This is a genomic window from Vibrio sp. V09_P4A23P171 (assembly GCF_963875615.1).
Lineage (GTDB): Bacteria > Pseudomonadota > Gammaproteobacteria > Enterobacterales > Vibrionaceae > Vibrio > Vibrio anguillarum.
Window position 1 is genome coordinate 75,372 of the sequence record NZ_CAWNMR010000022.1, and the last position, 26,151, is coordinate 101,522.

The 26,151-nt window shown below is 45.1% G+C and carries 22 protein-coding genes and 1 other annotated feature; of the genes, 15 read left to right on the forward strand and 7 right to left on the reverse strand.

What is annotated here, in order from left to right; genetic code table 11:
- Positions 1 to 171 precede the first annotated feature (171 nt).
- Entirely contained in the window at positions 172 to 1,275 is a 1,104-nt protein-coding gene (locus AACT23_RS08220; RefSeq protein ID WP_094129406.1) for a phosphoribosylaminoimidazolesuccinocarboxamide synthase, read from the forward strand.
- A gap of 50 nt (positions 1,276 to 1,325) precedes the next feature.
- Here AACT23_RS08220 and AACT23_RS08225 read toward each other — a convergent pair whose 3' ends face one another.
- On the reverse strand, positions 1,326 to 1,703 hold the full coding sequence (locus AACT23_RS08225) for a hypothetical protein (RefSeq protein WP_026028036.1): 378 nt from the start codon (positions 1,701 to 1,703) through the stop codon (positions 1,326 to 1,328).
- 438 nt (positions 1,704 to 2,141) lie between these two features.
- On the opposite strand from AACT23_RS08225, the gene AACT23_RS08230 reads away from it, so the two are divergent.
- The 3 genes from AACT23_RS08230 (at position 2,142) to AACT23_RS08240 (ending at position 4,938) form a co-directional block, all read left to right on the forward strand.
- Positions 2,142 to 3,830, forward strand: a complete 1,689-nt coding sequence (locus AACT23_RS08230; protein WP_094129409.1) for an NAD-dependent malic enzyme — start codon at positions 2,142 to 2,144, stop codon at positions 3,828 to 3,830.
- Between the two features lie 62 nt (positions 3,831 to 3,892).
- Positions 3,893 to 4,216: a DUF3392 domain-containing protein gene (locus AACT23_RS08235; RefSeq protein WP_017042030.1), complete on the forward strand. Its 324-nt coding sequence runs from the start codon at positions 3,893 to 3,895 to the stop codon at positions 4,214 to 4,216.
- Positions 4,189 to 4,938: a SanA/YdcF family protein gene (locus AACT23_RS08240; RefSeq protein ID WP_176428685.1), complete on the forward strand. Its 750-nt coding sequence runs from the start codon at positions 4,189 to 4,191 to the stop codon at positions 4,936 to 4,938. Before AACT23_RS08235 ends, AACT23_RS08240 begins: the two co-directional genes overlap by 28 nt.
- Positions 4,939 to 4,993: 55 nt before the next feature.
- Here the strand turns inward: AACT23_RS08240 and AACT23_RS08245 are convergent, their stop codons facing one another.
- On the reverse strand, positions 4,994 to 6,232 hold the full coding sequence (locus tag AACT23_RS08245; protein WP_013857127.1) for a cysteine desulfurase-like protein: 1,239 nt from the start codon (positions 6,230 to 6,232) through the stop codon (positions 4,994 to 4,996).
- The gene (locus tag AACT23_RS08250) at positions 6,207 to 6,863 is read right to left on the reverse strand and encodes a 2OG-Fe dioxygenase family protein (RefSeq protein WP_026028039.1); all 657 of its coding nucleotides are present in this window, start codon (positions 6,861 to 6,863) and stop codon (positions 6,207 to 6,209) included. The genes AACT23_RS08245 and AACT23_RS08250 overlap by 26 nt, the downstream gene beginning before the upstream one ends.
- 520 nt (positions 6,864 to 7,383) lie before the next feature.
- Here AACT23_RS08250 and AACT23_RS08255 point away from each other — a divergent pair.
- From AACT23_RS08255 to cydC, 4 genes are all read left to right on the forward strand, one after another.
- Positions 7,384 to 9,414: a GGDEF domain-containing protein gene (locus AACT23_RS08255; RefSeq protein ID WP_094129415.1), complete on the forward strand. Its 2,031-nt coding sequence runs from the start codon at positions 7,384 to 7,386 to the stop codon at positions 9,412 to 9,414.
- 133 nt (positions 9,415 to 9,547) lie between these two features.
- Positions 9,548 to 10,507 carry a thioredoxin-disulfide reductase gene (gene trxB / locus AACT23_RS08260; protein ID WP_026027123.1) on the forward strand — a complete coding sequence of 320 codons (960 nt, stop codon included), beginning with the start codon at positions 9,548 to 9,550 and terminating at the stop codon, positions 10,505 to 10,507.
- Positions 10,508 to 10,644: 137 nt separating this feature from the next.
- Positions 10,645 to 12,432, forward strand: coding sequence for a heme ABC transporter permease/ATP-binding protein CydD (cydD, locus tag AACT23_RS08265; RefSeq protein WP_094129418.1), 1,788 nt, complete (start codon positions 10,645 to 10,647; stop codon positions 12,430 to 12,432).
- Entirely contained in the window at positions 12,425 to 14,146 is a 1,722-nt protein-coding gene (cydC, locus tag AACT23_RS08270) for a heme ABC transporter ATP-binding protein/permease CydC (RefSeq protein ID WP_094129421.1), read from the forward strand. The genes cydD and cydC overlap by 8 nt, the downstream gene beginning before the upstream one ends.
- A gap of 214 nt (positions 14,147 to 14,360) precedes the next feature.
- On the opposite strand, the gene AACT23_RS08275 is transcribed toward cydC, so the two are convergent.
- The 4 genes from AACT23_RS08275 to rnm form a co-directional block, all read right to left on the reverse strand.
- Complete coding sequence (locus AACT23_RS08275) at positions 14,361 to 15,851, reverse strand: putative bifunctional diguanylate cyclase/phosphodiesterase (protein ID WP_094124102.1); 1,491 nt, start codon at positions 15,849 to 15,851, stop codon at positions 14,361 to 14,363.
- A 276-nt stretch (positions 15,852 to 16,127) separates the two neighbouring features.
- On the reverse strand, positions 16,128 to 17,171 hold the full coding sequence (gene rluB / locus AACT23_RS08280) for a 23S rRNA pseudouridine(2605) synthase RluB (protein WP_013857138.1): 1,044 nt from the start codon (positions 17,169 to 17,171) through the stop codon (positions 16,128 to 16,130).
- Positions 17,172 to 17,292: 121 nt separating this feature from the next.
- Positions 17,293 to 17,913 carry an L-threonylcarbamoyladenylate synthase gene (locus tag AACT23_RS08285; protein ID WP_013857139.1) on the reverse strand — a complete coding sequence of 207 codons (621 nt, stop codon included), beginning with the start codon at positions 17,911 to 17,913 and terminating at the stop codon, positions 17,293 to 17,295.
- Entirely contained in the window at positions 17,910 to 18,779 is an 870-nt protein-coding gene (rnm, locus tag AACT23_RS08290; RefSeq protein WP_094129424.1) for an RNase RNM, read from the reverse strand. The genes AACT23_RS08285 and rnm overlap by 4 nt, the downstream gene beginning before the upstream one ends.
- A gap of 64 nt (positions 18,780 to 18,843) precedes the next feature.
- Here rnm and AACT23_RS08295 point away from each other — a divergent pair, with 64 nt between their 5' ends.
- The 7 genes from AACT23_RS08295 (at position 18,844) to trpA (ending at position 25,878) form a co-directional block, all read left to right on the forward strand.
- Positions 18,844 to 18,981: a hypothetical protein gene (locus AACT23_RS08295; protein ID WP_010318233.1), complete on the forward strand. Its 138-nt coding sequence runs from the start codon at positions 18,844 to 18,846 to the stop codon at positions 18,979 to 18,981.
- Positions 18,928 to 19,030: a sequence feature (Trp leader region), on the forward strand. It overlaps the preceding gene by 54 nt.
- A gap of 124 nt (positions 19,031 to 19,154) precedes the next feature.
- Complete coding sequence (locus AACT23_RS08300; RefSeq protein WP_094129427.1) at positions 19,155 to 20,720, forward strand: anthranilate synthase component 1; 1,566 nt, start codon at positions 19,155 to 19,157, stop codon at positions 20,718 to 20,720.
- Between the two features lie 5 nt (positions 20,721 to 20,725).
- A complete protein-coding gene (locus AACT23_RS08305; RefSeq protein WP_013857142.1) occupies positions 20,726 to 21,316 on the forward strand; it encodes an aminodeoxychorismate/anthranilate synthase component II in 591 nt (196 codons plus the stop codon).
- Positions 21,317 to 21,336: 20 nt separating this feature from the next.
- Positions 21,337 to 22,335: an anthranilate phosphoribosyltransferase gene (gene trpD / locus AACT23_RS08310; protein WP_013857143.1), complete on the forward strand. Its 999-nt coding sequence runs from the start codon at positions 21,337 to 21,339 to the stop codon at positions 22,333 to 22,335.
- A 5-nt stretch (positions 22,336 to 22,340) separates the two neighbouring features.
- A complete protein-coding gene (gene trpCF / locus AACT23_RS08315; protein ID WP_094129429.1) occupies positions 22,341 to 23,750 on the forward strand; it encodes a bifunctional indole-3-glycerol-phosphate synthase TrpC/phosphoribosylanthranilate isomerase TrpF in 1,410 nt (469 codons plus the stop codon).
- A gap of 131 nt (positions 23,751 to 23,881) precedes the next feature.
- Positions 23,882 to 25,072, forward strand: a complete 1,191-nt coding sequence (trpB, locus tag AACT23_RS08320; protein ID WP_013857145.1) for a tryptophan synthase subunit beta — start codon at positions 23,882 to 23,884, stop codon at positions 25,070 to 25,072.
- Positions 25,072 to 25,878, forward strand: a complete 807-nt coding sequence (gene trpA, locus AACT23_RS08325; protein WP_094129432.1) for a tryptophan synthase subunit alpha — start codon at positions 25,072 to 25,074, stop codon at positions 25,876 to 25,878. Before trpB ends, trpA begins: the two co-directional genes overlap by 1 nt.
- Positions 25,879 to 26,151: the final 273 nt, after the last annotated feature.

Sequence of the window (26,151 nt, forward strand, 5' to 3'; positions counted from 1 at the left end):
GAATTCAACTCACCACTGCTTAATTTTTCAAACAAAAGGCAATCGTTTGCTTTTTATCTGGCAGCAGAAAATAGTTCTGGTATGATGCGCACAGTTTATCGATATCCTTATTAGTGTTGAGCTAAGCGATATCTTCTCTGTATGACGTTTGAAAAAGATAGGAATGTCTAAATGAGCCTTGCTGATCAAATCCTTGCCGTCAATGACGACCTCCCAATTCGCACTCACCAACCTGTTCATAGCGGCAAAGTTCGCTCTGTTTATTGGCTAACTCCAGAAGATAGCCAGCGTTTGATCAAAGAAAAAGGTTACAACGTTGCTCCTGATGCACCTTTAGCCATTATGGTAATCAGTGACCGTATTTCCGCTTTTGATTGTATCTGGCATGCCGAAGGTGGCATCAAAGGTGTACCGGGTAAGGGCGCGGCATTGAACGCGATTTCAAACCACTGGTTTAAGCTATTTCAAGAGAACGGGTTAGCCGATAGCCATATTTTAGATATTCCCCATCCTTTTGTATGGATTGTGCAAAAAGCCAAGCCAATCAAAATTGAAGCGATTTGTCGCCAGTATATTACCGGTTCAATGTGGCGTGCTTACGAAAAAGGTGAACGAGATTTTTGTGGTATTCAATTACCAGAAAGCTTGCAGAAAGATAAAAAACTGCCAGAACTGCTCATTACACCATCAACCAAAGGCATCTTAAAAGGCATTCCCGGTGTTCCAGAAGCCGATGATGTCAATATCTCACGTCATAATATTGAAGAGAATTTTGCCGCTTTTAACTTCAGTCGTGTCGAAGATATTGCCTTGTACGAAAAGCTATTAAAAGAAGGCTTCAGCGTCATTAGCCATGCACTCTGCCAAGTAGAGCAAATTTTCGTCGATACCAAGTTTGAGTTTGGTTATGTCACCGATGCCAACGGCGTTGAGAAACTCATTTATATGGATGAAGTGGGTACGCCGGACTCTTCTCGCATCTGGGACAGCGCTTCCTATCAGCAAGGACGTATTGTGGAAAATTCGAAAGAGGGTTTTCGTCAATTCTTGCTCAACTACTTCCCTGACCCAGATATTTTACTCAATAAAGAACGGATGGCTGAGCGAGAAGCGCTTGCACGTGATAATGCGCTGCCTTTGGCTGCATTAATGGATATTTCCAACACCTATCTTGCGATTGCAGAGAAAATTGTTGGCCAACCGATCGTATTAAGCCGAAACCCAAAGCAAGAGATCATTGCGATCCTGCGTTCTCAATATGGCTTGATTGACTAGCACTCAACAATAACGGGGCATTAAATATGCCCCGTTATCTGTTTATACCCTTACAGGGTGATAAGAAATTCATCTGGTTTTGTATTTTTTATCAAAGATTGGCTTTTATTTTGAATCAATTGGATCTGTTCAGAATCCAACGCATACGGCATTACTAATTTTAGCTCTTCAATCCCCTCTAATTTCGCCAATCTCACCAGTGAAATTAAATTCGCTTCATCACTACGGCGTGTTGATAACGACTTCAACGCCATTTCCCATAGGCGATCCTCTGGGCTTGATAATTCTTTAATGCTGTCTTTCCATACCGTACCAAAAATCGGTGCAAATGACGTCATGGCTTCGAGGAATGTCCATTTCTTATTACATGACGCACCAAGAAATGTAGTGTAATCAAACACCACCCGTCTCCTTTCTTGTGTATTCATTTTGTCCCCCGACAAATTGGCAGCACACTGTACTCAATATCATCCATGATTGTTCATATAGCAATAGGATATAAAAAAACAGTCTTTTATGCCTTAAAACCGAATGGATTGGCTATATCAAAACCAGGTTTGTAACAAGGCATAAACAGACTTACTGACATATGTGTCTGATTGATTAATATTTCAAACCGTGAACAAAAAGTCGCTTTATCACTTAAAGTGATCATCGCTCAACACTACTTTTGAAATCTCTGCTTAAGGAGACCAATAGACAAAAATGTGTACATTGATGCCCTCAGCAATTAACACGGAGAATTCTACCGTTTTTATCGGCATTCTTCAGTATTCTGTGCCATGTGTCGCCGCTCGTCTATTTACAATCTCATGAGTAAACCGTTATCATTTTTGAGTTCCCTTCTACCCTAAAATAGGCCGACAATGAATAATGATAAACGCCCTCTTTATATTCCCTATGCGGGCCCCGCTCTACTCAGCACGCCTTTGCTCAATAAAGGCAGTGCATTTTGTGCTGAAGAGCGCAGTTCCTTCAACTTAGAAGGCCTGCTTCCTGAAACGACGGAAACGATACAAGAACAAGTTGTTCGCGCATACCAACAATACTGCAGCTTTGAAAGTGATATGGATAAGCATATCTATCTGCGTAATATTCAAGATACCAACGAAACCTTATTCTATCGTTTAGTACAAAACCACATCACTGAGATGATGCCCATCATCTACACACCAACGGTGGGTGCCGCATGTGAAAACTTTTCAAATATTTATCGTCGCGGCCGCGGTCTGTTCATTTCCTTTCCGAATCGAGATCGCATCGATGACTTACTCAATAATGCAGCGAACCATAACGTAAAAGTTATCGTAGTGACCGATGGTGAACGCATTCTCGGCTTGGGCGACCAAGGAATTGGTGGCATGGGTATTCCTATCGGCAAACTGGCACTTTATACCGCATGTGGTGGTATTAGCCCTGCTTATACTTTACCGGTCCTGCTCGATGTTGGAACCAATAACCCACAGCGCTTGGCTGACCCGATGTACATGGGCTGGCGTCACCCTCGGATTACCGGGGCCGAATATGATGCATTTGTAGAAGAGTTCATCCAAGCGGTGCAACGTCGCTGGCCTGATGCACTGATCCAATTTGAAGATTTTGCGCAAAAGAACGCAATGCCACTATTAGAGCGTTATAAAAACCGTATTTGTTGTTTTAACGATGACATTCAAGGCACTGCGGCGGTGACTGTAGGTTCGCTATTGGCCGCATGCAAAGCCGCGGGCAGTCAACTCTCCGAGCAACGTATCGCTTTTCTTGGTGCGGGCTCTGCAGGCTGTGGTATTGCCGAAGCAATCATCGCGCAAATGGTGTCAGAAGGTATTTCAGATGCTCAAGCTCGTTCTCAAGTCTATATGGTTGACCGCTGGGGTCTGCTGCAAGAAGGAATGCCTAACCTACTTGATTTCCAACAGCGCCTCGTGCAAAAAAACAAAGACACGCATGATTGGAATACAGAAGGTAATGGTTTCTCATTATTGGAAGTAATGAAAAATGGCAAGCCAACGGTGTTGGTTGGTGTTTCTGGGGCTCCGGGACTATTCAGTGAAGAGATTATCACAGAGATGCATAAACACTGCCCACGCCCGATTATTTTCCCACTATCGAACCCAACCAGCCGTGTTGAAGCGACGCCCAATGACATTATCCGTTGGACCAACGGTGAAGCACTCGTCGCCACAGGCAGCCCGTTTGCTCCCGTGTTGCATAACGGTAAAACCTACCCAATTGCACAATGCAACAATAGCTATATTTTCCCTGGTATCGGCTTAGGCGTACTGGCGGTCAATGCACGTCGAGTTACTGATGAGATGCTGATGGAATCAAGCCGCGCACTCGCCAACTGTTCACCTCTGGCGCTTAATGGGCATGGTGCGTTACTTCCACCACTGGAAGCCATTCACTCCGTTTCCAAGAAAATTGCGTTTGCGGTAGCGAAAAAAGCAATTGAGCAAGGCGTTGCACTGGAGATCCCAGATGATGTGTTAGAAACCGCCATTGAGCAGCATTTTTGGCAGCCAGTATACCGCCGCTACAAACGCACTGCTTTCTAAGCTACTACTCTGCTGTCCCCTAAGCTTCGGCTGATGTTTAGGGGCTTTTTCTGTGAGTCAATATGATGAACTTTTTAGCGCCCGCAGGGCATTACTTATCACCGTATTTAACGGAGATATCAACCGCATTGATCGCTTGTTTGCTCGTGATGCTCGGTGGGGAGATTAACGCCGCGATGCGCAAGCTAATGCGCAACCAACACTTTGTCGTTCGCACATTTACGTTTATATTGATTAACGCTTTCGGCTACGGTTTGGTGATCATCAAAGCGAGCCCTTACCTTGCTCGGACACTTTCGCAGTTAGAATCAGGCATGATGTTCAGCATTATTATGCTCTGCTTTATTGCTATCGGGATCTGGGCACAAAGGAACCGTCAAATTTAGTGTTAAAATTTTCATCTTCAAATCACTCTCGCCCTATTTGGAAAAAGCGGGTTCACACGCTGCTTCGCTACGTGTCTGTACTGTTGTTCATTTCAAGCCTTTTTGTGCTTGGCATTGATCGCTGGGTCAGTTGGCAAGCCGAAAAACAAATCGTCACCGAGCAAAATCAAGTCGGTCAATTCCAAGTCGCTGTTGTACTTGGAACCAGTAAGTACTTGGGTAAAACGCTCAATGACTACTATACCCACCGAATTGAAGCCGCGATCGCTTTGTATGAGCAAGGCAAGGTAAAAGGGTTTTTACTCAGTGGTGATAATGCTCACCGTTCGTACAATGAACCGTGGACGATGAAACGCGATCTGCTGCGCGCTGGGATCCCGAGCGAACATATTTACTTAGATTATGCAGGGTTTCGTACTTTGGACTCCATTGTTCGCGCAAAACGTATCTTCGAAACCGACAATTTTTTGATCATTTCTCAACAATTTCATTGTGAGCGAGCACTCTTTATTGCCAACTACCATAACATTAATGCTCAGTGTTTAGCGGTTGCAGGGCCAACAACTCGTTCTGGTTTTAAAGTGAGGCTGCGTGAGGTCTTTGCTCGTACGAAAGCATTTTTAGATCTCTATATCACGAATACTCAACCTAAATTTTTAGGTCCCAAAGAACCCATTGTGATCGAAGAGTTACCCTTAGAGCCAACCGAAGATGAAAGCTAAAAGAGGCACTGCGCCCCAGAAACCTTTCCTTCGACAGATTTCCGGGCCACTTTGGTTACGCTAATGTGGATAAGACATCAAACAAAGCGTCAATTTCACTGCGCGTGTTGTAGTGCATAAAACCGATACGGACAACTCCACCGCTGTTTTCAAGATCTAACTGACGCACTAAACCAAGCGCATAGAAATGCCCATTCCACACACAAATATTATGCTCGCCCAATGTTTTGGCCACAAATTCTGGATGGTGATTAGCTAAGCGAATGGCAAAGGTCGGTGTACGTAGCTCACTGTTAGCCTTGGTCAGGCCATAGAGCTTAGCCGAACTCAATCCTTTAAGTTTATACAGAAAATACTCACTCAATTGGCGTTCATGCTGGTTGTATTGAATGAAACTATCGATCAAACGCTCTCTTAACGAGCCACTCGCGTCTCCCCATTGCGCCAAATATTCCACTGCAGCAATCACGCCTGCCAAACCTTCAAAACTCTGTGTACCGGTTTCAAAACGTCCCGGACCAATATTGGTTGCTGGTTCAACTTTGTAGGGTTTAAGTGCATGTAACCACTGCGAAGCGATATAAGCGATACCAACGTGTGGACCAAAAAACTTATATGCCGAACAGGTTAAAAAATCACAGCCTAATTCTTGTACATCAATCAAATGGTGCGGAGCATAGTGAACGGCATCCACATACACCATCGCGCCGACTTGATGCGCCGCATCCACAATGCGTTTAACATCGACAATAGATCCTGTGGTATTCGAAGCATAAGTGACCGCTACCAGCTTTGTTTTAGGATTGAGCAATGACAGTAAGTGCTCAACATCCAAAGTACAATCTTGTTGGTTCACCTTTACCTGGTGCACTGTAACGTGCTTATCCTGCGCCGCTTGCTGCCAACTGGAGACATTGGAGTAATGGTCAAGCGCAGTAACAATCACTTCATCGCCCGCTTGCCAATCTCGGCTAATGGCTCGACTTAGCTGAAAAGTCAACGAGGTCATATTCGCGCCAAATACAATATTTCCTGATGACTCAGCGTTCAGAAGCGCTTGCACCGACTCACGAGCCTGCTGCATTAAATCAGTGGTGATTTGGCTTGAAAAATAGTGTCCGCCCAAATTAGAGTTAAAATGGCCCAGATATTCACTCATTTTTTCTATTACCGACTTAGGTACTTGCGAGCCACCTGGACCATCTAAGAAACTCACTGACTTACCATGATATTTTTGCGACAAAGCACTAAACTGCGTACGCACTTTTTCAGGAGTGAAGATCATTTCGGCCATCCTTAGCGGTTAATACAAAAACATCCATATGACCTTCTTGCCCATGCTCAATTGAGCGAATAGGACAAGCGTTATGCCATAACTTACTGTCCGCGAGCATCGCAATCTCACCATTTTCTAACACTTTCCGAAAGAAAGGGGCTTCATGGCAGTCTTGATACAGCATAATTTCACCGCCGACGATGTTGTGGCGATTCACCCCCACCAACGCAATATGATCAAAACCGTCTTGATGGACACCTTCTGGCGCGACTTGCGTCTCATCAAACACAGCAGCAATTCGGATCTGATGGATTTCAATCTCTTGCCCATTAGGCAGACCATTCGTACTCACAAACACCTCGCACACTTCTCTCATCCCTTCACTTTGTAACGTAGAGGGTAAAATAGGATCGAAATGACGCTTAATGTTGCCTTGAAAATGATTGATTTGATCGGTTTGCATAAAGTCATGCTTGTCCAACGCCTCGACTTTCCCTTTGTTAAATTGAACCACAGAGTAGCGCCGTAAACGATACTGACCATCAGCATGCTCCGTATGTGGTAATTGCGCAAAGGAGGGAGCAAGTTGTTGAATCGCTTTTTGACTTAATTGCGTAATCTGTAAAGTGTTTTCGTGTACAGCTAACATCACCAACTCCTTAATTAAATGATTGGACACATTAAATTAACAATTAATTTACATTAAGGATACGCACTAATATTGCACATTCAAGTAAAAATGAATGTTATATCTGTATGTGACTAGCAATATAAAATTTAATACTTAAATAATCACAAAAATAAGAATTAACATCCAATAGCGAGCATGACACATAGCGATTTTTAGACAAGCTCACTACTTCAAGGTTAATAAGCTTTTAAAAACAATGAATTACCAACATTAGAATGATGTAGGAATGGTATATAGACCATGGGCGGGTTTAAAGGAAATATCAGTAACTAATTTATCAGCTCGATTCGACTAAATTTAGCAAGTATTAATCCATGAGCCATATAGCATCTCATTAACTCGAAATTAGCACCATTTAAGTAGTAAGCCATGCCAAAAATTAGACTAAAGTTAATACTAGATCATCAAACTAATTGATATATTTGACTATTAAGACTTAGTTGAAACATCGCTCAGCTGATAAGGAGATCCTCAACTCGTGAACTCTAGTATTAAAGTCACACTGTGGACTTTCATCGCATTAGGTTTCAGTGTAATCAATGCCTATGCGGCTATGGATCCTAAAGATAAATTTCTCCAAGCATTGGAGGGCATTGAGCAGATCACCTATTCACTACCGATCAAGGCAAAAGCACAAATTAGTGAACTAGAAGAAGACTACATCATATTGTCACAGCCTTCCGCTCTCGTTGTACGTTACTATTTGGCCAAAGCCACTGTATATGGGCTACTAGAGGAATATGATAGGAGCTTAGAAGCGGCACAATTAGGATTAAAGCGAACAGAACACACCAACGTTGAAACGCTCACTCTCAAACTAAGAGAGATTCAAGCTTTACGGCACCAAAAAGTCGACGTGTTGCCGAAACTTGACGCACTGTTAGTTGAAGCAGGAAACGATCACAATGCACAAATCGAATCAGAAGTATTACTAGCTAAAAGCCTCTATTACCAAGAGCAAGGCGAGTTTAAAAAATCGTACGCCGCAATAATGACCTCAATTGATACAGCAAAATCAATAGATAACAAAGAGTTAATGGAGAGAATATCTCACGGTCTAGGTCAAATACTGGTTCAGCTACAAGATTTTGATCGTTCACAGCTGTTACTTGAAAATTCCTACAGTTACTTCAAGCAGCGTAAAATGTCCTATAGCCAGTTGGTTAGCTTACTCGACATCTCTAAGTTGCAAGAGTCACGTAATCAAATCACGGCGGCGATCGAAACCTATAAAACCGCACTCAAGCTAGCACAAATACTGGGTGACGGGCGACATCGCTTTCGTATTAACATCGAACTTGCACGGCTTTATCGAGATACCAACAACCGAGATCAAATGCGCTTTTTCTTGAAAAAAGCGGAGGAACTGCAGTACAGAGAAAGCCAACCAGGCTACCTTGCCACTTTTCAGCTATTACAAACACAAGATCTATTGGAACAAAAACGCTACGGTGAAGTGATTGAATTTGTAGAACCACTCATTGTGCATATCAAGCAAAGATCAAATCTACTTATTCAACAGATAGAGTTGTTAAAAGTGGCAGCACAGGCTTATGCTGGGCAAAACAACTACAAACAAGCCTATGAAACTTATGATTTTTATCATTTACGATCGCTCACACTTCGCAATGTTGAACAGATAGAGAACTTACAGAGACAACAAATGTTGTTTGATCTTGAGCGTCTACAATATGAAAATCAGGATCTAAACTGGAACAACGTACTTCAAAAGCTAGAAATTGAAAACCATCAGAAAACGTTTCATCTATTAGGTGAAATCGTCTTTTTCCTTGCTCTTGCATTAATCGGATTATTGGTCATATTTATCTGGGCCAACCGCTCTCGCATCAAAATGGGCATGCTTGCCAAAACGGACACCTTGACTGGCTTGTATAATCGACGCTACATGGAAGAACGATTTGCAAAACATCAATCCAAATCTTACCAAAATAGTAGCGAAGCGCTTATTAAACTCGCACAACGGATTTTGATGTGGCAACAAACTTGGTTCAAAGGTCAATCTTCACCTAAAAAAAACGCCGAACCATTCGACTCAGCGCAATTAGACGAGCAGATCCAACATAATGAGGATGCAAAACCGATTAGCCTTATTTTAACCGATATTGATTATTTTAAAGTCATTAATGACACTTATGGTCACGCCTTCGGCGATCAAGTATTAGTGGAAATTGCGGCTATCTTTAAGTCATCGGTACGCTCTTCCGATGTTGTCGCTCGCTACGGTGGGGAAGAGTTTCTCATCTTACTACCCGACACTGACTTAAGCGTCGCTAGCGAAATTGCCGAAACCTTACGCCGAAAAATTGAAGACCACGATTTTGTAACCGAATCACGAGAATCGGTATCCGTCACTTCGAGTTTTGGCGTGTTGACCGCAACGAATACGGATTTAGATCTCCAAGCATTGTGTGAAGAAGTCGACCAACTGCTTTATGCGGCTAAAGCCAGCGGCCGAAATTGCTTAAAAACACGTTGGCTGACTTATTAGCCAAGTCCCATCATTGCTTAGTTTGGCTATATAACGATTATTTCTAAGCTAGCCCATGTAATCGCTTTAATTGACTCGAGATATTCCCTACAATCGTGTTAAATTTTCGAGCATTTTCGATACTGGAGTCCCCATGAGCAACGTGAAACATTGCAAACTTCTTATTCTTGGTTCTGGCCCGGCTGGTTATACGGCAGCCGTTTACGCAGCTCGCGCTAACCTTAATCCAGTTCTCGTTACCGGTATGCAGCAAGGTGGTCAGTTAACGACCACTACAGAAGTAGAAAACTGGCCAGGAGACGCCGAAGGCCTCACGGGCCCTGCTTTAATGGAGCGAATGAAAGAGCATGCCGAGCGCTTCGAAACCGAGATTGTGTTTGATCATATTAATGAAGTTGATTTTTCACAGCGGCCATTCCGCCTTAAAGGTGATAGTGCAGAATATAGCTGCGATGCTCTGATCATTTCAACAGGAGCATCCGCACGTTACCTAGGTTTAGATTCAGAAGAAGCCTTTAAAGGACGAGGAGTTTCCGCTTGTGCTACTTGCGATGGTTTTTTCTATCGTAACCAAAAAGTTGCAGTAGTGGGCGGCGGCAATACCGCTGTGGAAGAAGCGCTTTATCTATCTAATATTGCGGCACAAGTTCACCTCATCCACCGCCGTGATTCGTTCCGCGCAGAAAAAATACTGATTAACCGTCTGATGGATAAAGTCGCAAGCGGCAATATAGTGCTACACACTGACCGTACCTTAGAGGAAGTCTTAGGTGATGAGACTGGCGTGACGGGTGTTCGTATGAAACACACCCAATCAGAAACTACAGAAGATCTGGACGTGATGGGCGTCTTTATCGCGATTGGTCACAAACCGAATACCGACATGTTTGCTGGTAAGCTAGAGATGAAAGAAGGCTATATCGTGGTCAGATCTGGCCTTGATGGTAATGCAACTCAAACTAGTATTGAAGGTGTGTTTGCTGCTGGTGATGTGATGGATCACAACTATCGCCAAGCGATCACTTCGGCAGGAACGGGTTGTATGGCCGCCTTAGATGCGGAACGTTACCTAGATAGCTTGAACGATAAGTAGGAATGAACGACAAGTAAACAAAAGGTTATTTTCCAGTTTTATAACAAAACCCTACAGCCCGGTGGTATATCCATCGGGCTTTATTTTGTATACTACCGCCCTTCCGTTTACATAATAATTCTCATTAAGCCTTCGAAATGGATAAGAAAAAGCAACGTAGCTTGAATAATTGGCTCAAACAGCAAAGTAAACTGGCAAAACGCTGGTTAATGATTGCTGTTGGCCTTGGCGTATTATCAAGTGTGTTTTTGCTGGCTCAGGCCGCACTCCTCGCCTCCATTCTGCATCAACTGATTATTGAACAAGTTGATAAAGCAGAGCTCATTCCCTATTTTTTTGGTTTGGTGGTGACGATTGCCGCACGTGCCGCGTGCGCATGGGGGCGTGAAATTGCGGGTTTTCGCTGCGGAGAGCAGATCCGCATTTATATCCGTCAGTTAATACTGGATAAAGTTCGCGAGTTGGGCCCTGCTTACATTAAAGGTAAGCCTGCCGGTGCATGGGCAACATTACTGCTTGAACAAGTCGAAAACATGCAGGACTTTTTTGCGCGCTATTTACCGCAGATGTCATTATCTGTGTTGATCCCGTTTATGATTTTGATTGTGGTCTTTCCCGTCAACTGGGCGGCGGGTTTGATTTTCTTAATCACCGCACCCTTAGTGCCGCTGTTTATGGCCTTAGTCGGTATGAAAGCAGCCGATGCTAATCGTAAAAATTTCAAAGCTCTGCAGCGGTTATCTGGTCACTTTTATGATCGCCTGCAGTCGATGACTACAATACGCCTATTCAACCGCACACAAGCCGAAGCCGATCAGCTTAAAGGCGCTTCTGAAGTCTTTCGCACTCGCACAATGGATGTATTGAAAATCGCCTTTCTATCATCAGCAGTGTTAGAATTTTTCACCTCGATATCGATCGCCATCACCGCCGTTTACTTTGGTTTTAGCTTTATTGGCGAGTTGAATTTCGGCTACTACGGTACAGCCGTAACTCTATTTTCCGGCCTATTTATCTTGATCCTTGCGCCTGAGTTTTATCAACCATTACGTGATTTGGGCACCTTTTATCACGCCAAACAACAAGCTGTCGGCGCGGCTGAAAGCATTGTCGAGTTTTTGGAAACAGACATCAGCAAAGTGAAATCAGGATCTATCTCGCTCGACGGTGCACAGCAGATTGACATTGTAGCGCAAGATCTCGAAGTGTTTAGCCCAGAAGGAAAACGCTTGGTCGGCCCAATTTCATTTACGTTAGATAACCATTCAACCACTGCGCTTGTCGGGCCAAGCGGTGCAGGTAAAACCAGCTTAGTAAACGCCATTTTAGGCTTCATGCCTTACCAAGGCAGTTTGAAAATCAATGGTATTGAACTGAGCAATCTTGAGCATACCAGCTGGCGTAAGCAGATCAGTTGGGTTGGGCAAAACCCACTATTGGTGCACGGAACCATCGTTGAGAATATCAGCCTCGGCAAGCATGACATGAGTGACGAAGCGCTTCATTCGGCTTTAGATAATGCCTATGCGGCTGAATTTGTCGACAAACATGGTTTGGATTACGCCATAACCGATCGATCTGGTGGATTATCTGTCGGACAAGCTCAGCGAATTGCACTTGCTCGCGCGCTGCTACAAAACGGCAATTTTTGGCTACTTGATGAACCAACCGCCAGCTTAGATGCACGCAGCGAACAGTTAGTGATGCAAGGTTTGAACCGCCAAATTCAACACCACACCGCTTTAATCGTGACGCACCAATTAGCACCATTAAAATCGGTGCAACAGATTTTGGTGATGCAAAATGGGGCGATAATTCAAACAGGCGATTACAACACACTCAGCCAGCAAAATGGTCTGTTTTCCGATATGTTACAAGCTAATCAAGCGCTTGATGAAGCCAATAAGGGGAACCTTGATGCGTGATCTCATCCCTTACCTTAAATTGTATAAAAAGCACTGGTTTGGTTTATCTCTCGGTATGCTGCTGGCCTTTTTAACCCTGTTTGCCTCGATTGGTCTACTGACCTTATCCGGCTGGTTTTTATCCGCAGCGGCCATTGCTGGCTTAACCATTGCTCGTGAAACATTCAACTACATGCTACCGGGCGCGTTTGTACGTGGGTTTGCCATGGGACGCACTGCAGGACGTTGGGGTGAGCGCGTTGTCAGCCATAATGCTACATTCAAGCTGCTGACGGATCTGCGTATTTTCTTCTTCCAAAAACTCGCGCCACTGATCCCAGGACGTGTGTCAAACCTCAGAGACGCTGATTTACTCAACCGTCTAGTGGCAGATATCGATGCTATGGATCACGTCTATTTACGCTTAATCAGCCCAGTAACCGTGGGTGTGCTGGGCATTAGTGCGTTAACGGCATTCTTATGTTGGTTCGACCCTGCCATTGGCTTAACCCTTGGTGCAATTCTTCTAACGCTACTGCTCGTGTGGCCAGTCCTCTTTTATAAACTGGGTCAGCGTAATGGTGCCGAGCTCACCCAGCACAAGGCGGATTTGCGTATTGCAACGCTTGACTGGTTGCAAGGCTACAGTGAACTGACCCTGTTTGGTGCAGAAAGCCGTTACCGTGAAGCGATTCTTAGCGCGCAGCAAAAATTGCTGGTCAATCAATTGGCTAACGCTCATTTTTCTGGCCTTGCACAAGCACTGCTCATGCTCGCTAATGGCTGGACGCTTGTGTTAGTGATCTGGCTTGCCGCCGATGGTGTGGCAGGCAATCAACCCGACCCGATGATTGCACTGGTGGCTTTTGCAACTATGGCAAGTTTTGAACTGCTGATGCCGATTGCTGGTGCATTTCAACATTTAGGGCAAACACTCACTTCTGCTCGCCGCCTCAACGATATTATTTTGGCTGAGCCTGAAGTCCAATTTCCTACCGCTTTAACTCAGCACTCAGGTCAATTTGATATTGAATTTTCAGACGTAACCTTTCACTATCCTGACAGCAGCCAAGATGTGCTACGCGGTGTCAACCTCCATATTCCCGCAGGGCATCGCGTTGCGATAGTGGGGCAAACAGGCTCTGGCAAATCGACCTTAATGCAACTGCTGTCACGCTATTGGGATCCACAGCAAGGTAGCGTCTCCATTGCAGGTACCCACTTAACAGCATGGAATGAGAGCGAACTTCGCCAAACCATCAGTGTGGTTAGCCAACGTGTAGATGTACTCAATGGCACGCTGCGAGACAACCTCGCGATGGCCAATCCAAGCGCAAACGATCAACAGTTAGCTCACGCCTTAACGCAAGTCGGTTTACATACTCTATTGGACGATCTAGGTTTGGACGCATGGCTGGGTGACGGCGGCCGTCAGCTCTCTGGTGGAGAGAAACGCCGCATCGGTATCGCGCGCGCGCTGCTCCACAACGGTTCAATTTTATTACTCGATGAACCCACGGAAGGCTTGGATAAACAAACCGAGCAGCAAATTCTGGCTCTGTTTCAACAGCATTTTGCGCATAAAACGGTCCTCTTTATTACTCACCGCTTGGTCGAGTTAGAAACAATGGATGCTATTTGCCTGATTGAACAAGGTGAAATCGTAGAATACGGTAGCCACCAAGCGTTATTGGCCAAACAAGGCCGCTATTTCCAACTACAGCAAACCTTGTAGCCATAGTTTGTCATTTGCTCGTTATGAGACTTATCTTTTTTAGGAACACTATGCTGAATTAGGTAACTGAAGCTTGCTATGAAAAATCTTCGCCCTCTTGCTTTGAGAGTCAGTGCATGAGGGTGAAGAAGCGGCAGTCAACCAAACTAGCTAAATACGTACCTCATCAGCTTAATAAGTACTGAGCATACTACTCATTTTATAGGTGAGATTTTTAATTAATATTCAAAGATAGATGGTTAATAAGATCTTCCACTGGCATTGGGTGTCCTAGGTAGTAGCCCTGCACTTGTTGACAGCCCATTGTCTGCAAAATTTTCAATTGGTTGGCTGTCTCTACGCCTTCTGCCACAATATTGATGTCAAAACTTTGCGCCATAGCAATAATGGCATTCACTATCGTTCTTGAACGATCATCATGTTCTACTTCAGAGACGAAACTGCGGTCAATTTTGATTTCATCCACAGTAAGATCTTTGAGCATGGCAAGTGACGTATAACCCGTGCCAAAATCATCGATGGAAAAAGTAATCCCGTTAGATTGCAGATTAGAAATAATTTCAACACTCTTTTTCATATCGGTAAGCGTTGCTGTTTCCGTAATTTCAATGCGTATGTATGAGTTCAAATTCTCATGCTGCTGAATAAATCGCGTGAGTTCATACATCTCATCAGCATTATTGAACTCAGTCGCGGAGACATTAACAGCAACGTGTTTAATTTGTGTCCCCAATATTCCTGAACGCCCCAGCTCCTGTGATACTTTTCCAACCACAAATTTGGAGATAGCGCCCGTCAAGCCATTGTCCTCGGCTAATGGGATAAAAACATCAGGCGGGATAGCGCCTTTAACAGGATGGTTCCAACGAATCAGTACTTCGACACCGTTGACTGTTAATGTTTTTAGGTCATATTTAGGTTGATATACAACCGTTAAGCTATCGTCGTCGATCGCTAAGCGCAGGTCGAGGACCATTTGCCGGCGCTGCATCGCTTTTTCTGTTAATGTTTTGTCATGATACTGAATGGCATTCTTTTGTTTCTTTGCAACATTAAGAGCCTCAGTCGCGGAAACCATCAGTTCTCTAGCACTGATACCATCGGCTGGGTAAATGGCAACACCTATGCAGCAAGTTGTTTCAATATTGTGTTGCTTGGCCCGATGGGTATACAGACGTTGGACGCTCCGAACATGAGAATCCATATCTACAGCGTCACTCAACTTTACAAAACTGGCAAACTGATCGGCATGTAAGCGCGATACTAATGAGCCGGGCAAAGCCATTTCGTTAATATCGTGAGCTAAATCCTGCAAAAATGCATCTGCACGCTCAAACCCCAGAGTTTCGTTGATACTTTTAAAATCGTCGACATCAAGGTAACAAAGAATAAATCGCTCATTAGACTTTAATTTTTTGATCGTGATATTGAGAGTACGCACAAACATACTAAGGCTGTGCAGCCCAGTGAGGCTGTCCATATCATTGGCCTTTTCTAGTAAGCGATTCCCTCTAAGCACCAACATGAGCAAAAGTAAGGCGGTAATAATGACAAACATCAACCCCTTATAGGTTTGAGCGAGAGCGCGCAACTGGGCGTTATCTAGCAATAATTCGACTGTCATATCCGAGAATAATATCCAGAGCACGGCAAATGTTGCGTAGATAAGTGCCACTTTAACGGCTGAGATGCCTGCTCTATCCATGTTTAACTGACTCCAAATGTACCCGCTTATGATCGTAACATTGTAGCATCACTAAAATTTAGTCAACCATACCATACATGCCACATGTAGCCTGTTTCTTCACTCTACTCACTTAAATACCAGAAAATATGAACATAGGGATGTCAATCATGCACAAGTGCTCAATACCAACTCTATTGTTTTAATTTTTATTTTATTATCAATATCTTAAACGAAAAAATCCCGAGCTAAGCTCGGGATTTTAATATCAATTAACAGGCAACGAGAAAGTTTCGCTTATCGACGTGGCGCTTTCGCTTTACCAGTTTGAGGCCGACCAGTGCCGCGGCTACCATCGGCACCACTGTTACGGGTACTTGAAGCAGGCTTGCGACGGCCAGTCGTTGTGCCATTGGTTGTCGTACCGTTAGTTTTTTTACCATTCGTCGTTGTACCATTGGTCGTACGACTTTTAGGCTTGCCAGTCGTCGTTACGCGCTCTTCATGGCGCTTAACGGCACGGCGAATTTTTTGGCTACGCGCACGCTCACGAGTACGTGAAGTGTTGTCTTTGCTCAAATCTAGCATCGTCTCTTTTTCAGGACGCAGTTCAACCAATTCACGTAAATAGTTTACATCTTTAAGATCCAGTTCCATCCAACCGCCGCGTGGCAGTTTTTTGTCCAAATAGATCTCGCCATAACGAACGCGTTTCAAACGGCTCACTGTGGTATCTTGAGATTCCCAAAGACGACGAACTTCACGATTACGGCCTTCGTTAATCGCGACGTAGAAAGTATGGTTCATACCTTCACCACCAGCGTAAACGATATCTTCAAAGCGTGCCAAACCATCTTCTAGCTCAACCCCTTTAACGAGGTTACGCACTTTCTGCTCGTTCACTTCGCCAAAAACACGCACTAAATATTCGCGTTCTACTTGACGGCTTGGGTGCATAAGGCGATTAGCCAATTCACCATCGGTAGTAAAGAGAAGTAAGCCTGAGGTGTTGGCATCTAAGCGGCCAACTGAAATCCAACGCGAACCACGAATTTTAGGTAGACGATCAAATACCGTCCGACGACCTTCTGGATCATGACGGGTACAAAGCTCACCTTCCGGTTTGTAGTAAGCAAGCACTCGACAAATAACCTCTTCTGGCGCTTTAACGGAAACAGCATGTCCATCAATACGCACGACCGCGTTATCATCTTCTAGACGCTCGCCCAACATAGCTACCTTGCCATTAACACTGACACGCCCTGCTCTAATCAAAGCTTCTAACTCACGACGAGAACCATGACCAGCTCGTGCTAAAACTTTTTGTAACTTTTCGCTCATTTATCTACCTATGTGTCGTCTTCACAGACGTCGAATGAAAAAATGCGACCCCAAAATCGCGGCCGCATAGTATCTCAAATTCTACGCCAAAAAGCACTCGTTTTGATGGCCTACTCAAAAGCTATTCAAAAGGTGTTGGATCACCCGCTCCCACGCGAGCAACCACCATCTCATCTTCACTGAAATCAATCACTGTCGTCGGCTGTTCACCTAAATAGCCCCCGTTTAAAATGACATCCACGGCGTGCTCAAGGCGATCCCGAATCTCTTCTGGATCCGATTCTGTATGGGTGTTGCCGGGCAAAATAAGTGAAGTGGACATTAGTGGTTCACCTAACGCTTCAAGTAAATCAAGTGCAATACGGTTATTAGGCACGCGGATACCGATCGTCTTACGCTTCGCATTCATCAACCGACGTGGCACTTCTTTGGTCCCTTTAAAAATAAAGGTATAAGGGCCAGGTGTATTATTCTTGAGCAAGCGAAAAGCGGTATTATCCACACGCGCATAAAAAGAGAGCTCTGACAAATCACGGCACAGCAAGGTAAAATTATGCTTATCGTCAAGGCGGCGAATTTGGCAAATACGCTCTAATGCTTGTTTATTTTCTAGTTGGCAGCCTAGTGCATAACCAGAATCCGTTGGGTACACAACAACTCCGCCATTGCGGATAATAGCAACCGCTTGAGTAATCAAGCGAGTCTGCGGGTTTTCTGGATGAACGTAAAAAAACTGGCTCATTGTAATTCCTCATTATTGACTCTATCTACGGGGCTTAAACCCCAATCTTTCCAGACAGGATCGACGCCAGAAGGCAACCAAAGATTTCGCCCCAGTTCCATCCAAGGTGAGGGGTAATGAAAGTCACTGCCTTGAGAAGCTAATAGATTGTATTGTATGGCATAATCGGCCAAATTACGTCTTTCTTGTGGCGCTTGTTGTGGCTGTGCCACTTCCATAGCGTCACCACCCGCTTCTACAAACGCCGTTATTAAGCGCTTGAGCCACTTGGTCGTCAAGTCATATCGTCCAGGATGCGCTAATACCGCTTGGCCACCAGCGGCGTGTATTGCTTCAACGGCATCGGTCATCGAGCACCAACTTGGTGGTACATACCCGGGATTATCGCGGGTGAGAAACTTTTTGAACACCTGCTGCATGTTCTTCGCAAAACCCTGTTCAACCAGCCATTTTGCGAAATGCGCACGAGTAATCGGTGCCTCTCCGGCGATGGCTTGCACCTCTTCTAACACCCCTTCACGTGTCACTTTTTGCAATCGTTGTGCAATCAATTGTGCGCGCTGCACACGATGTGCCTTTTGCTGCTCAATTAACTGCTGCAAAGCTTGAGCGTTTGAGTCGATGTTGAGCCCAACAATATGAATATCTTTATTTTGCCAAACCGTGGAAATCTCGATGCCATCGATCAAGGTGATGGGTAATTGTTGCTGATTAATATAGTCATGAGCAATAGTTAATGCATCAGTCGTATCGTGATCAGTGATCGCCAATACCTCAATATCAAAGCTTAGCGCCCTATCGATTAACGCTTGCGGCGATAACCTGCCATCTGAAGAAGTGGTGTGGCTATGTAGATCAATTCTCATAATTTTATTTTGGCCATCTTTTAGGCTTGACTTTTCACTCTCGCACTAGTTAACTAGTACACAAATGCAAGGCACGTATTTGAGGTTGACCATGTTACAAGAATTTAACCAAAACCATAATCACAATTTAAGCGCAGCTTCATCTGAGCTCAATTGGTGGCACACTTGGACAAGTTCTTGGTGGGCAACCGTGTACTTTTAAAATAGAACACGAATTCACAAAGCCCGCCTCAATGAGCGGGCTTTTTATTTTGTCGAATAGCTCACATTACATTGCGCAATAAAACAGCGAAACCCCCAAAGTGATGATTGGGTCTCTAAGAGGATTATGCGAGTATGGACGACAGGAACATTAAAATTCATCAAGGAGGTCTTGTGAATAAGACCATTGAAATTAAAAACTTAGGCCAAATTGACGTAATCAATATGTCCGTGCCTTATACCCAAGATCCAACACGTCTATTTCATACGCTATGTGAGTCAAAAACAGATTGTTTGCTATTAGAATCCGCCGAGATCGACTCAAAACAGGATCTCAAAAGTCTATTATTGGTTGATGCTGCCGTGCGCATCACTTGCTTTGGTCACGTTGTCACTTTTCACGCATTGACAGACAATGGTCAACAGCTCATCGAACATCTACAGCGTAATATTAAAACGGATATTGAACATCAGTTACAACAAAATACCTTAACACTTCAATTTCAAGCACCATGCGACACGCTAGACGAAGATTCTCGCCTACGCGAAGCCTCTTCTTTTGATGCACTACGTCTCGTGCAGCACAGTTTCGATCTTCGTCATCACGATAAACATGCCCTCTTTCTAGGCGGTTTATTTGCCTACGATTTGGTGGCCAACTTCGAACCGCTAGGAAATGCCGATACGACTAATCAGTGTCCAGACTACGTTTTTTATATCGCGGAAACCTTGTTAGTGATTGACCATAAAACTGAGCATTGTCAGTTGCAAGCCAGTGTTTTTAACCCCACGCCAACAATGCGCGAAACATTAATTACTCGTTTACAAGAGATCGCGCAGCAATGTGCCGCACCCAAATTACTACCGCAAGCCAAAACCGTAGCTAACGTAAGCGTGACAACGAATATTTCTGACCAAGAGTTTTGCAAGACCGTTCAAGCGTTAAAAGAATTTGTCGTGAAAGGCGATGTTTTTCAGGTGGTCCCTTCTCGCCGATTTACCCTGCCTTGCCCTTCACCACTTGCTGCTTATAAAAAACTGAAAGAGAGCAATCCAAGCCCTTACATGTTTTATATGCAAGACGAACGCTTTACTCTGTTTGGCGCTTCTCCTGAAAGCGCATTGAAATACGCCACCGAAACCAACCAGATTGAGATTTACCCTATCGCAGGGACTCGCCGCCGTGGTAAACGCGCCGATGGTTCAATTGATTTTGATTTAGATAGCCGCATTGAACTTGAACTACGTTGCGACAAAAAAGAGAACGCTGAACACATGATGTTGGTCGACCTTGCGCGCAACGATGTCGCGCGTATTGCACAAGCAGGAACGCGCCACGTCGCTGATTTATTGAAAGTGGATCGCTACAGTCACGTTATGCATTTGGTTTCTCGCGTGGTGGGTCAACTCCGAAGCGATCTCGATGCACTGCACGCTTACCAAGCGTGCATGAATATGGGCACACTCACTGGTGCGCCGAAGATTCGCGCCATGCAGCTTATCCGTAACGTGGAAAAAGCCCGCCGTGGCAGTTACGGTGGCGCGGTAGGCTATCTTACCGGGGAAGGCGATTTAGATACTTGCATTGTGATCCGCTCGGCTTATGTCGAACAGGGTATTGCGCAAGTTCAAGCGGGCGCTGGGGTCGTTTATGATTCAGACCCTCAATCGGAAGCCGACGAGACACGTGGTAAAGCACAAGCCGTGATCTCTGCAATTCAAGCCGCGCATCAGGAGTAGCAGACATGGCCAACATTATTTTTATCGATAACTTTGATTCCTTTACCTACAACCTTGTTGATCAATTCCGCTCACTCGGCCATACGGTGACAGTTTATCGCAACAACATCGCCGCGCAGAGCATTGAACAAGCGGTCTTTCAATTGGATGAACCGCTGCTGCTACTCTCCCCCGGACCGGGCGCGCCCGCAGACGCGGGATGCATGCCACAATTAATCCAACGCCTTAAGGGCAAAGTGCCGATCATTGGCATCTGTTTAGGTCACCAAGCGATTGTTGAAGCTTACGGCGGCACCGTCGCGGGTGCTGGCGAAATTATCCATGGCAAAATCTCGATGATGGAACATCAACATCACCGTATTTACCAACAGCTACCGTCACCACTAGCCATTGCTCGTTATCATTCCCTAGTGGCTACTGAGGTTCCAGATAGTTTAACCATCACGGCTGAGGTTGATGGGCTCGTGATGTCCGTGGTGCAAGAGCAAGATAAAGTGTGCGGCTTTCAATTTCATCCAGAGTCCATCATGACTACTCATGGCGCAGCATTGCTTGCCAATGCGATCGATTGGGCTTTAGAAAAAAGCACCCACTAACGGATTTATAGGGATATTTTATGGAAAACATCATTAATAAACTTTACGCGCAGCAGTCGCTCTCGCAAGCAGAAAGCCAGCAACTGTTTGATGTCATCATCCGTGGTGAACTCGACTCTATTTTGATGGCGGCGGTATTGACGGCACTGAAAATCAAAGGTGAAACACCCGATGAAATTGCTGGCGCAGCCAAAGCATTATTGGCTAACGCGGCCCCGTTTCCAAGGCCAGACTATGATTTTGCAGACATAGTCGGCACTGGTGGTGATGGCTCAAATACTTTTAATATTTCAACCACCGCAGCATTTGTTGCTGCTGCCTGTGGCGTAAAAATTGCCAAACATGGTAATCGTGGAGTATCGAGCAAATCAGGCTCTTCTGATTTACTGGATTCATTTGGTATTAACCTTGCGATGAGCGCTGAAAATACTCGCCAAGCCATCGATGATTTGGGCGTCGCTTTCCTATTTGCGCCGCAATATCATGGTGGCGTGCGTCATGCGATGCCCGTGCGCCAAACCATGAAAACGCGCACTATCTTCAATATATTAGGACCGCTAATTAACCCTGCTCGCCCCAACATTGAACTGATGGGTGTTTACAGTAAAGAACTGGTTCTGCCTATTGCCCAAACCATGTTACAAATGGGATTGAAACGTGCAGCGGTCGTTCATGGCAGTGGTTTAGATGAAGTAGCGATTCATGGTGAAACCTTAGTGGCTGAAATTCGTGATGGACACATCATCGAATACACCTTAACACCTAAAGATTTTGGTGTTGAAAGCTATCCACTTGAAGCCATTCAAGGTGGTGAGCCTGCGGAGAATCGCGCCATTATCACCAACCTGCTGACAGGGAAAGGCACGCCAGCGCAACTGGCTGCCGTCGCTGTTAATGTGGCGCTGCTGCTGCGTCTTTTTGGCCAAGAAGATCTCAAAGCCAATACACAACAGGCCATTAGTGTAATGAACTCGGGCAAAGCCTATCAGCTTGTCCAACAACTGGCACAAAGAGGTTAAGCCCCATGCCTGAGCAACTTTCTGACCACATTTCAACCCAGCATACTCAAATGGCTGAAGTGTTGGCCAAAATCGTCAATGACAAATATGAATGGGTCGAGCAGCGTAAAACGCAGCAACCATTGGGCAGCTTCGAACACTTATTAACCGTATCGGATCGCTCGTTTTATGATGCGTTAAACACGGGTAAAACCGCTTTTATTTTGGAGTGTAAAAAAGCGTCACCTTCCAAAGGGCTCATTCGCCAAGATTTTGATTTGGATTATATCGCCTCGGTTTACCATCAATATGCAGACGCCATTTCAGTTTTGACTGATGAAAAATATTTCCAAGGCAACCTCGAATTTCTGCCACGCGTTCGCGCGCAAGTAAGCCAACCTGTGATTTGCAAAGACTTTATGGTTGATGTTTATCAGGTTTATTTGGCTCGTCACTACAGTGCAGATGCCATTTTATTGATGCTGTCCGTCCTTGATGATCAACACTATCAAACGCTAGCCAATGTGGCTCACCAACTGGGTATGGGTATTTTAACCGAAGTGAGCAATGAGGAAGAGCTGCATCGGGCAGTCGCCCTGCAAGCGAAAGTTATTGGCATTAATAACCGCAACTTGCGCGATCTCTCAACCGATCTAAATCGCACTAAACAGCTGGCACCGTTACTCCCAGAAGGAACCATGATCATCTCGGAGTCTGGCATTTATACTCACCAACAAGTGCGTGAACTTTCACAATACGCCAATGGATTTTTAATCGGCAGCTCGTTAATGGCCGAAGAAAATTTAGAGCTAGCGGTACGCAAAGTGACGCTCGGCGAAAACAAAGTGTGCGGCTTAACTCATGCTGACGATGCGGCCAAAGCCTATCAAGCTGGAGCCGTGTTTGGTGGCTTAATTTTTGTGCCGCAATCCAAACGCTATGTCGACTTGGACAATGCACGTTTGACGATGAGCGGCGCGCCGCTGCGCTACGTGGGCGTGTTTCAAAATCACACTATTGAAGCCATTACACAGATTGCTACGACGTTAAAACTCTTTGCGGTGCAACTGCATGGCGAAGAAGATCAAGCCTATGTTGACCAATTGAGAGCTCACTTACCTAGCCAGATTGAAATCTGGAAAGCTTATGGCGTGAGCGACTGCCTGCCGACCAAACTTGAGCGCCACATTGACCGTCATTTATTCGATGCCAAAGTAGGAACGCAATCTGGCGGCACTGGCCAACGGTTTGACTGGCAATTACTAACCGAGGTAAACGATGTCATGTTAGCGGGTGGCTTATCCCCTGAAAATGCTCAGCAAGCAGCAAACATCGGTTGTTTAGGGCTCGATCTCAATTCAGGTGTTGAGAGCGAGCCGGGGAAAAAAGACTTACACAAGCTAACCCTAGCGTTCGACGCTATTCGGCAGTACTAACACTAAATCGATTCCCATTGGCTTGAAAAGCGAGTGACTCACCCAGCCGCAAGGTCAAGTAGCAAGGGATAACAACAGATTCATTACCGCTGAATCACTCAGCAGTAACACAGAGACTAAGGATACGAATCATGGCAAAACTCGATGCCTATTTTGGCGAATACGGTGGTCAATACGTTCCACAAATTTTAGTACCAGCGCTTGACCAATTGGAACAAGCTTTTATTGATGCGCAGGAAGATCCTGAATTTCGTGCTGAATTCATGACGTTACTACAAGAGTATGCAGGTCGGCCAACGGCGCTAACTTTGACGCGAAACCTCACGAAAGGCACAAAAACCAAATTGTACTTAAAACGTGAAGACTTATTGCATGGCGGCGCACACAAAACCAACCAAGTACTTGGTCAGGCACTGCTTGCTAAGCGTATGGGTAAACATGAAATTATTGCCGAAACAGGCGCAGGGCAACATGGTGTTGCAACGGCGTTGGCCTGCGCACTACTGGGGCTAAAATGTCGCGTTTATATGGGTGCAAAAGATGTTGAACGCCAAAGCCCCAACGTGTTTCGTATGAAGCTAATGGGGGCAGAAGTGATCCCCGTTCATTCAGGATCAGCAACACTTAAAGATGCGTGCAATGAAGCGCTACGTGACTGGTCTGCCACCTATGAAACCACCCACTATTTATTAGGTACAGCAGCGGGTCCTCACCCATTTCCAACCATAGTCCGTGAATTTCAACGCATGATTGGCGAAGAAACGAAACTGCAAATTTTGGCTCGCGAAGGTCGTTTACCGGATGCGGTGCTTGCTTGTGTCGGCGGCGGTTCGAACGCGATTGGCATGTTTGCTGACTTTATTGAAGAAAAGAATGTCCGTTTGATTGGCATTGAGCCAGCAGGAAAAGGCATTCATACCCATCAGCATGGCGCGCCATTGAAGCACGGCAAGACAGGTATTTTCTTCGGCATGAAATCACCTTTGATGCAAGATGAAAACGGGCAAGTGGAAGAGTCTTACTCGGTGTCCGCTGGGCTTGATTTCCCTTCTGTTGGCCCTCAGCACGCTCATCTTTATGCGACAGGCCGCGCTGAGTACGAAAGCATTACCGATGACGAAGCACTCGATGCTTTCCAATCGATCGCACGTAACGAAGGCATTATTCCCGCGCTGGAATCATCACATGCGGTTGCTTACGCCGTGAAGATGGCGTATGCCGAGCCAGAAAAAGAGCAGTTATTGGTCGTGAATCTATCCGGTCGCGGCGATAAAGATATTTTCACCGTCCATAAACTATTAGAAGAGAAAGGAGCGCTGTAATGGATCGCTATCAAACCCTATTTCAGCGTTTAGCTGACAACAATCAAGGTGCGTTTGTTCCATTTGTGACCATCGGGGACCCAGATCCAGAGCAATCACTGCGCATCATGCAAACGCTAGTGGAAGCAGGAGCAGACGCATTAGAACTCGGTATCCCTTTCTCTGATCCGCTCGCTGATGGCCCAACCATCCAAGGGGCGAATATTCGTGCACTGGATGCAGGGACGACTCCAGATATCTGCTTTGAGTTGATCACCAAAATTCGCGAGCAATATCCTGACCTGCCTATCGGGCTGTTGATGTATGCCAACCTCGTTTATTCACGCGGCATCGAGAACTTCTACCAACGCTGTAAAAATGCGGGTGTAGATTCAGTATTGATCGCCGATGTTCCGACTAATGAAAGCCGTGAATTTGTCGCGGCGGCAGACAAATACGGGATTCAACCCATTTTCATCGCACCACCCACCGCCAGTGATGAGACCCTAGCCGCGGTCGCCAAACTTGGCCGTGGCTATACTTATCTACTGTCTCGATCCGGTGTGACAGGAGCAGAAACAAAAGCCAACATGCCAGTACATGCCTTGTTGGAAAGACTGAACCAATTTGATGCCCCACCCGCATTGCTTGGGTTTGGGATATCAGAACCTGAGCAAGTCAAACAGGCCATCACCGCCGGTGCCGCTGGCGCAATATCGGGATCCGCAGTGGTGAAAATTATTGAACAACGACTTAATCAGCCAGATGAAATGTTAACGACTCTCAGCCATTTCGTTTCCAGCATGAAAGCAGCAACGTTAAAATAAATTGGTTTACAGCAAGAACCAACCCGATCGATTTCTGAGTCAAACCAAGAAATCGATCTTTTTTTTAACATTTACGCCTCGCCAAATTCATTCACAAAACACAAATCAACCACTCATTGAATTGATAAAACAAATAGCAAACGTTTTCTTTTTGAAAAAACCACGTTTCATGTCAATGAACTATCAATAATCTTGTCAATTTACCTTGTTACCATATTGCTAAATGTAAAATATCCGTGTAAAAAGCTAGTCGAAATATTTATCCACCGATTG